This window comes from Microbacterium sp. (genome assembly GCF_047972865.1).
Taxonomy (GTDB): domain Bacteria; phylum Actinomycetota; class Actinomycetes; order Actinomycetales; family Microbacteriaceae; genus Microbacterium.
In genome coordinates this window covers 46101-52423 of sequence record NZ_JBKEAY010000110.1, presented here as the reverse complement: position 1 = coordinate 52423, position 6323 = coordinate 46101, and the positions used below count along the sequence as shown (strand labels likewise).

The window sequence follows — 6323 nt, the reverse complement described above, 5'->3', positions numbered from 1 at the left end:
AACCACGGCCAGACACCCAGCATCCGCCCGCACAGGCGAGCGGACAAGAGGCGACCACCCTCTACTCTCGACCCCCACGACGCGGGTCACCCCACCCGACAGCTCAACTGCGAAGAGCCTGGAAAGTGCTCCTGGTCTGGGAGAATTGGAATTGCTTTAGAGACCAGTTCACCAAGAGCAAGGAGCACCTTCAAGGTGAAGACTACCGGCGTGTATCCGCGGCTTCATGTTGACACTGCGGACGTGTCCGCGGTCGGGCAGGCCGGCGGGGTGCTGCTGACGGGAACGGCCCGCGCGGCCGGTCTGGATCGGGTCATGTCGTCGGCGCTTGGCCCGTGGCGGAAACCCCTCGCGGTGCATGATCCGGGTAAGGTGGTCCTGGACCAGGAAAACCTCTGGAACGCATCGCAACACCACTCGAAACAAGACTCCGCCGGATCGACTCGCGTGGGACGCCGAGGGCGTTCGTGAGTGTTGTCAGAGAATCCCCAGCCTCGTAGCGGCGACGTGCGGTCGCGGCGATGTCGGGAGTGATCGGCTGGCGGCGGATCGGCGCACCTCGCTCGCGCAGCAGCTTGCGCATCGTGGACTCCGCGACGCCGAACTCCGAAGCAAGTGCGGACGAAGTCTCACCCGCGGCGTACCGGGCGACGACCTCGTTCACCTTGGACTCTCCCAATCGCCTGCGCACGTTGTGAATCACGCGAGGCGCCACGACGTCATGATCGTCCACCCCCACTTCGTCGAACCGCGCGACCAGCCGATCGACGACCCCCGGTTGCAGCGCAGGTGCGTAGTTGTTTGCGAGGGACGACACCGCGTCAACCAAGGTCGTCCGGGATACGCACTCGACTTTCGAGTGTTGCCGGGGATGACACCAAGAACCCTCGCCTTCGGGCGGGGGTTCTTGCGTTACGGCAGCCCGCCGCGGCATGGCCGGCATGGTCTTCCACCCCACCGCAGCTGTCGCCTCTCAATCGTGAAGTCCGAGAGCGCCGAGCAGACAGACAGCGACGAGGAACGCGCCGCCACCGAGGAGGATCGCGAGCTGCGGCCCCACCTCGGCGAGCGGCCACGCCCACGGCTGGACAGCTGAATCGATCCGTCCCACCAGCGCGCACAGCAGCACATACACGGCGGGCGCCACGCCTTGATAACGCGAACTCAGCACGATGCCCACCGCGAGTTGAAGGGCGAGAAGCCAGAGAAACATGCCTGCGTACACCGGTCCTTCGGGGGAACCGAGCACACCACAGACGCCGGCGATGAGGAGAACTGGCGTGATCTGCACCAGAACGACCAGTCCCGCGATCACCCCCGCGCGACGAGACGGATTCGTTCGTTCCGAGGGCCAGGCGTGAACCAGGGTCGGGGCAACAGCAAGAACGCCCAGAAGTGCAAGGAGAAGTGCAAGCGGAGTCCGGCCCCCGAGCCCCGGAAGCTCAAGGAAGACCGATCCCAGAGCACACCCGGTCGCCGCGAGGACGGTTTGCACGAGCGCGATGACGATGACCCGATGGGTCTTGATGGCAATTATCGTGGGCCTTCCGGCGGGGAGACGGCGCAATCGCGAACTGCTGAGATCGCTTCGTTCACCCATGCCGCTTGAGCCGCGCGCGGCAGCACGAGAAGGGCGTCGAGGGACGAACCCACTTCGGTGTCGAGGTCGCCGCTGTCGAGACGTTCCCGATCCCCGCCGAGCATGGTGATCGCAATCCACGCCACGGCCGTCGACCGGAACGTGTCGCGGGCGATCGCGACGTCGACGCGGTCTCCAGAGCACACCGGTTCGGGGAGGTCGCTCGCGAGCGACTGTGCAATCTGCTCCTCGGTCATCCCCGGCATGTAGCCCAGTCGAATGGTGTCCTCGTCGTAGACGACCGCCGAGGACGCGACGACCGAATCCGCCACACTGACACCTTCATGACGAACGTTGTGCACCATCGTCTGAATGCTCTGGAAGACGGCTGAGTCGACCTGCTCAGGAAAGAGGCAGACGCGCACCCGCCCGCCTGCGCACACCAGGTCGGCGCTGTCCCGGGGTTCGGCCGCACTCGGGCCGAGCCCTCGCGCCGCAGCGAACCCCGACCACACACCAGCGACCACCAGGGCGCCGCCGACGAGCGTGGCGAGCCAGGTCCGAGCCGCGACGATACGTAGTGCTGCCGCGGCGAGGAACAGAAGCCCCAGTCCAGCCAGAAGCGAGAACATGGTTGCTGCCAGCACCGACCTCGCGTCCGGTTGCCGATCGTAGGAACAGCATGTCTCGAGGACGAGCCCCGCAAGGTGCCGGAGCTCGAACGTCGACACCGTTCCGGTGAATCCGAGCCAGATGTAGCTCGAGGCGAGCGCCAGCGGGATGCCGAAGACGGGGTGTACCACGCTGCCCAGCGCGAATCCCAGACTCGTGTGGAAGAACAGCATCGCCGCGATCGCACCGACCATGCCCCAGGGAAATGCGCTCCCCCCGCCCCACGCGGTGAGGGAGACGAGAACGAGCAAAACGGAGTGACCGATCGTCCACGTCCATGATCCCGGGAAGGTGATCGCCGGCGACGAGAACTGGGCCACGATCGCGAGGAGAGGCAGGGCGGGAAGCAGCAGCCAAAGCACTGCCCGTCGGCGCAGCGGAAGAGGCGACCGCACCCTCACTCCTCAGGGACCATCGCGGCATAGGCCCGACGCACGCGATCCGCGTGCGTCAGACTCTCGTACCCTTCGACGAACGCAGCATACGGCCCCGTGAACCGCGTCTCACCCGACGACATCACATGCACCCGGGTGCCGGCGTCAATGAGGGAATCGGTGTCATGGGTCGACACCAAGACCGCGCGTTCCGCTTCGATCGGTCGCAGGATCTCGAGGAGGCGCTCGCGTTCGCGCGGGTCGAGGCCTGCGGTGGGCTCGTCGAGCAGCAAATACTGCGCGTCATGCACGAGGACCCCCGCGATACCGAGCCTGCGCGTCTGACCGCCGGACAGACGTGAAGCGTCATCCTTCCGATGTGACCCAAGACCCACGGCGTCGAGCGCTTGATCCGCCCGACGCCATGCACGCTTCATCGGCATCCCCTTCAGCCAGCCGACGTAGGCGACGTGCTCTCGAACGGTGAGGTTCGGAAACGGCACAACATTTTGGGGAAGCCAACCGACGGCGCGACGGAAGGACGCAGGACGACGAGCGGAGGTCGTGACGGCTTCGCCGCCGACCACAAGTTCGCCCTGATATCCCACGACGCCCGCAATCGCCTTCAGGAGTGTCGTCTTGCCCGCCCCGTTGGGGCCCAGCAGAGCGGTCCGGCCCTTCCCCAGTTCCACGTGAACATCACGCAGGAGATCCCGACGACGCCGGTAGGAGAATCTCTCCACGACAGCTCTCAACACAACAGGATCTCACTTCACTTGGACGAAAGGGTTCAGATGAGAGGGCCATGGTGTCGCCAGGATTGAGTCCTGGCGAGACCGGTCCACGGGATAGCGGCCAGGTACCTGGCAGGCTCGTAGCGCTCGAGCGTTAGTACTCCGTGCGAAGGCTGGTCACCGTCAACCGTCCTCCAGGGATCCACCTCTCACGGCCAGCCCCATCATAATCCGCGTACATCCGCCCGATTTTCCATTTGTAGCTGCCAACGGAGGTCATTCGCCCCCAGCTTGCGTAGGTGTTGTTGCATCTACTGGTGGCGGTGCTCTGATTGTGATCTGGGAAAATCCCATTGTCTCGCCACAAGTGCACGCGAACGCGCTTGATTGCGTACGTCACTTGAGGACCTGACGACAAGAATTGAATCGAACTCGCGTGCTCGCATTGTCACGGTTGTTATCGGTCCACCATCTCGACGAGAATCCAGTACCAACGTTCGACAGCTCTGAGGTCCACCTGCCTTCCGCGTACGATGGAGAGATGGCCATCCCCCACAGAGTCACTGTGGTTGCCACCAACGCCGATATCTTGCGCCTCCGAGTCAATCCCCTGACCGTTTTGAACCCCCTGCTCATTTCGTTTTCGTTCATCGCCCTTGGGGGACGATTAAGAAGAGTCTCAGAGATGTTGCGACTACTTGTCAACACTCTCTCTGCGGCCCGTTGCATCGAGTCAGCAGAATCAACGGCGTCAATGACGCCAGTTGCGCCAGATTCCGGCGGCGAGGGCGAGGTGGCCTTTCCACGCGAATCCGACCAGGAACTCATTCGCCTGGTGGTGTGGGAGGAGCTCTCCATCGCGGGAGGTTGTCCCGACTCTCGTGGAATTTGAGGTGGTGGTCCCCCGCCTGACGCCTGCCTTGCGGTAGGTGTTGGGCGTCGACCAAGACGACCCGAAGACAGGGGACCACCGTGAACAAGAAGTATCAGACGAACGAGATCGACACGAGCATGCTGGCCGTACCCGAGCGGGTGAGTGTGGTGATGGATGAGATCGCCGCCGACATGCGTGAGGGTCTGTTGGCCCTTGCGGTCGGTGCGGGGTTGCAAGTCATGCAGCAGTTGATGGAGGCGGACGTGACCGCGGTGTGGCCCGCGGGGCAGGCACGACCCGGACCGGAGGGCGACCCGGCACGGCACCGAGGCCGGGTCGGTCACCCTCGGTGGCCGGCGGGTCCCGGTGACCCGGCCGAGGGTCCGCACCGCTGACGGGTCCGGGGAGGTGCCGGTGCCCGCGTATGAGTTGTTCAACTCCACCGAGCTGCTCGGGAAGATGGCGATGGAGAAGATGCTCGCAGGCCTGTCGACCAGGCGGTACCGGGTCGGCTTGGAGCCGGTCGGCGAAGCGGTCACCGAAGAGGCGAAGTCGACCTCGAGGTCGGCAGTGTCGCGGCGGTTCGTGCAGTTGACTGAGACCGCCTTGACCGACCTGCTCGCCGCTAACCTGACAGGGCTGGACCTGGTGGCGTTGATGATCGACGGGGTGTACTTCGCCGAGCACCTGTGCGTCGTCGCGTTGGGCATCGGCATCGACGGGACCAAGCACCCGTTGGGGTTGGTGGAGGGATCGACCGAGAACACCACCGTGGTCAAGGCACTGCTGACCGGGCTACGCGAGCGAGGCCTGGACACCACCAAGCCCATCCTGGCGGTCCTGGACGGCGCCAAGGCCCTCGCGGCCGGAGTCACCGAGGTGTTCGACCACCCGGTCATCGCCAGGTGCCAGATCCACAAGCTCAGGAACGTGGCCGACCATCTGCCCGAGCACATGCGGGGCCCGGTGACCAAGCGGATGAGGAAGGCATACCACGCCGGCTCCGCCCTGGAGGCCGAAGCCCAGCTGACCGCGCTGACCACAGAGCTCGACAAGACCCACCCCGGCGCCGCCGGCTCGTTGCGCGAGGGCCTGCACGAGACGCTGACCGTGCTGCGCCTCGATGTCCCGCCCACCCTGGCCAGGACCCTGCGGTCCACGAACGCCGTGGAGTCGATGATCTCGATCAGTCGCGACCATGCCCGAAACGTCAAACGGTGGCGCGACGGTCAGATGGCGCTGCGCTGGTGCGCTGCCGGGATGGTCGAGGCATCCAAGCAGTTCCGCCGTGTGAACGGACACCTGCACCTGCCCGCCCTCCGAGCCGCGCTCGAACGGCACGTCGCTGTTGAAAGTGTCGGAGGCGACAGCAACACTCAAGACGTGAGCGCAGCCTGATGCTCACCGGACCGCCACCGAAGTTCCACGAAACCCGGGACATCCTCCATCGCGGAAACGGGACGCGTGATGGGGGTTGGCTCGATGAGATTCACGTTCGCGTTCTGGGGCGACAATCTGCATGCTGGCTCGAGGGCGCCACGAACGCGGCGTCACGCATCCTGCGCGGCGCCCGGTTCCAGAGCCACGGTCATGTCCCGCAAGAAGCGGATCACGACGCGCAACTCGTCGTCGTCGAAGGCGACCATGCCCGCGCGCATGCGCGCCAGCCGCTCACCGAAGTGCCGGTAGAACTCGGAGCGCGCACCCTCGGTCAGCGTCACCACCCGGGAGCGCCGATCGTTCGGATGCGGCAGCCGCGAAATGTGTCCGCTCCCGCTGAGCCGATCGAGCAGCTTCGTCGTCGAGGCGGTCGAGATCCCGAGGTGCTCGGCGATGTCGTGCGGCTTGACCGTCTCGCCGCGCTGCTCGCGGATGACGAGCATCCGCAACGCCGCCAGATCGGTCGCGTTCATCTCCATATCGCCGCGCATCGCGCCGTGCATGCGATCCATCGCATCACTGAACGCGCGGAACGCGAGCATCGAGTCCATGACCAGACGGTCGCGATCGGTGCGCGGCACCCATCTCTCCTGCATCGTGATGGACACCTCCGCACCCTATTCTGTAGCATTCCCAATATTGCTAGCTAA

The 6323-nt window shown here is 65.0% G+C and carries 4 protein-coding genes and 2 pseudogenes; 2 read left to right on the top strand and 4 right to left on the bottom strand.

Annotation, left to right across the window (positions count from 1 at the left end; all coding sequences use genetic code 11):
- Positions 1-195: 195 nt before the first annotated feature.
- A pseudogene (locus ACK5KK_RS07080) lies at positions 196-384 on the top strand (IS1380 family transposase); the annotation flags it as partial.
- A gap of 589 nt (positions 385-973) precedes the next feature.
- Here ACK5KK_RS07080 and ACK5KK_RS07075 read toward each other — a convergent pair.
- The 3 genes from ACK5KK_RS07075 to ACK5KK_RS07065 form a co-directional block, all read right to left on the bottom strand.
- The gene (locus tag ACK5KK_RS07075; RefSeq protein ID WP_416889384.1) at positions 974-1315 is read right to left on the bottom strand and encodes a hypothetical protein; all 342 of its coding nucleotides are present in this window, start codon (positions 1313-1315) and stop codon (positions 974-976) included.
- 218 nt (positions 1316-1533) lie between these two features.
- Positions 1534-2646: a hypothetical protein gene (locus tag ACK5KK_RS07070; RefSeq protein WP_416889383.1), complete on the bottom strand. Its 1113-nt coding sequence runs from the start codon at positions 2644-2646 to the stop codon at positions 1534-1536.
- 2 nt (positions 2647-2648) lie between these two features.
- Entirely contained in the window at positions 2649-3317 is a 669-nt protein-coding gene (locus ACK5KK_RS07065; RefSeq protein ID WP_416889382.1) for an ATP-binding cassette domain-containing protein, read from the bottom strand.
- 1014 nt (positions 3318-4331) lie between these two features.
- On the opposite strand from ACK5KK_RS07065, the pseudogene ACK5KK_RS07060 reads away from it, so the two are divergent.
- Positions 4332-5631: pseudogene (locus tag ACK5KK_RS07060) on the top strand (IS256 family transposase).
- Between the two features lie 152 nt (positions 5632-5783).
- On the opposite strand, the gene ACK5KK_RS07055 reads toward ACK5KK_RS07060, so the two are convergent.
- Entirely contained in the window at positions 5784-6281 is a 498-nt protein-coding gene (locus tag ACK5KK_RS07055) for a MarR family winged helix-turn-helix transcriptional regulator (RefSeq protein ID WP_416889381.1), read from the bottom strand.
- Positions 6282-6323: the final 42 nt, after the last annotated feature.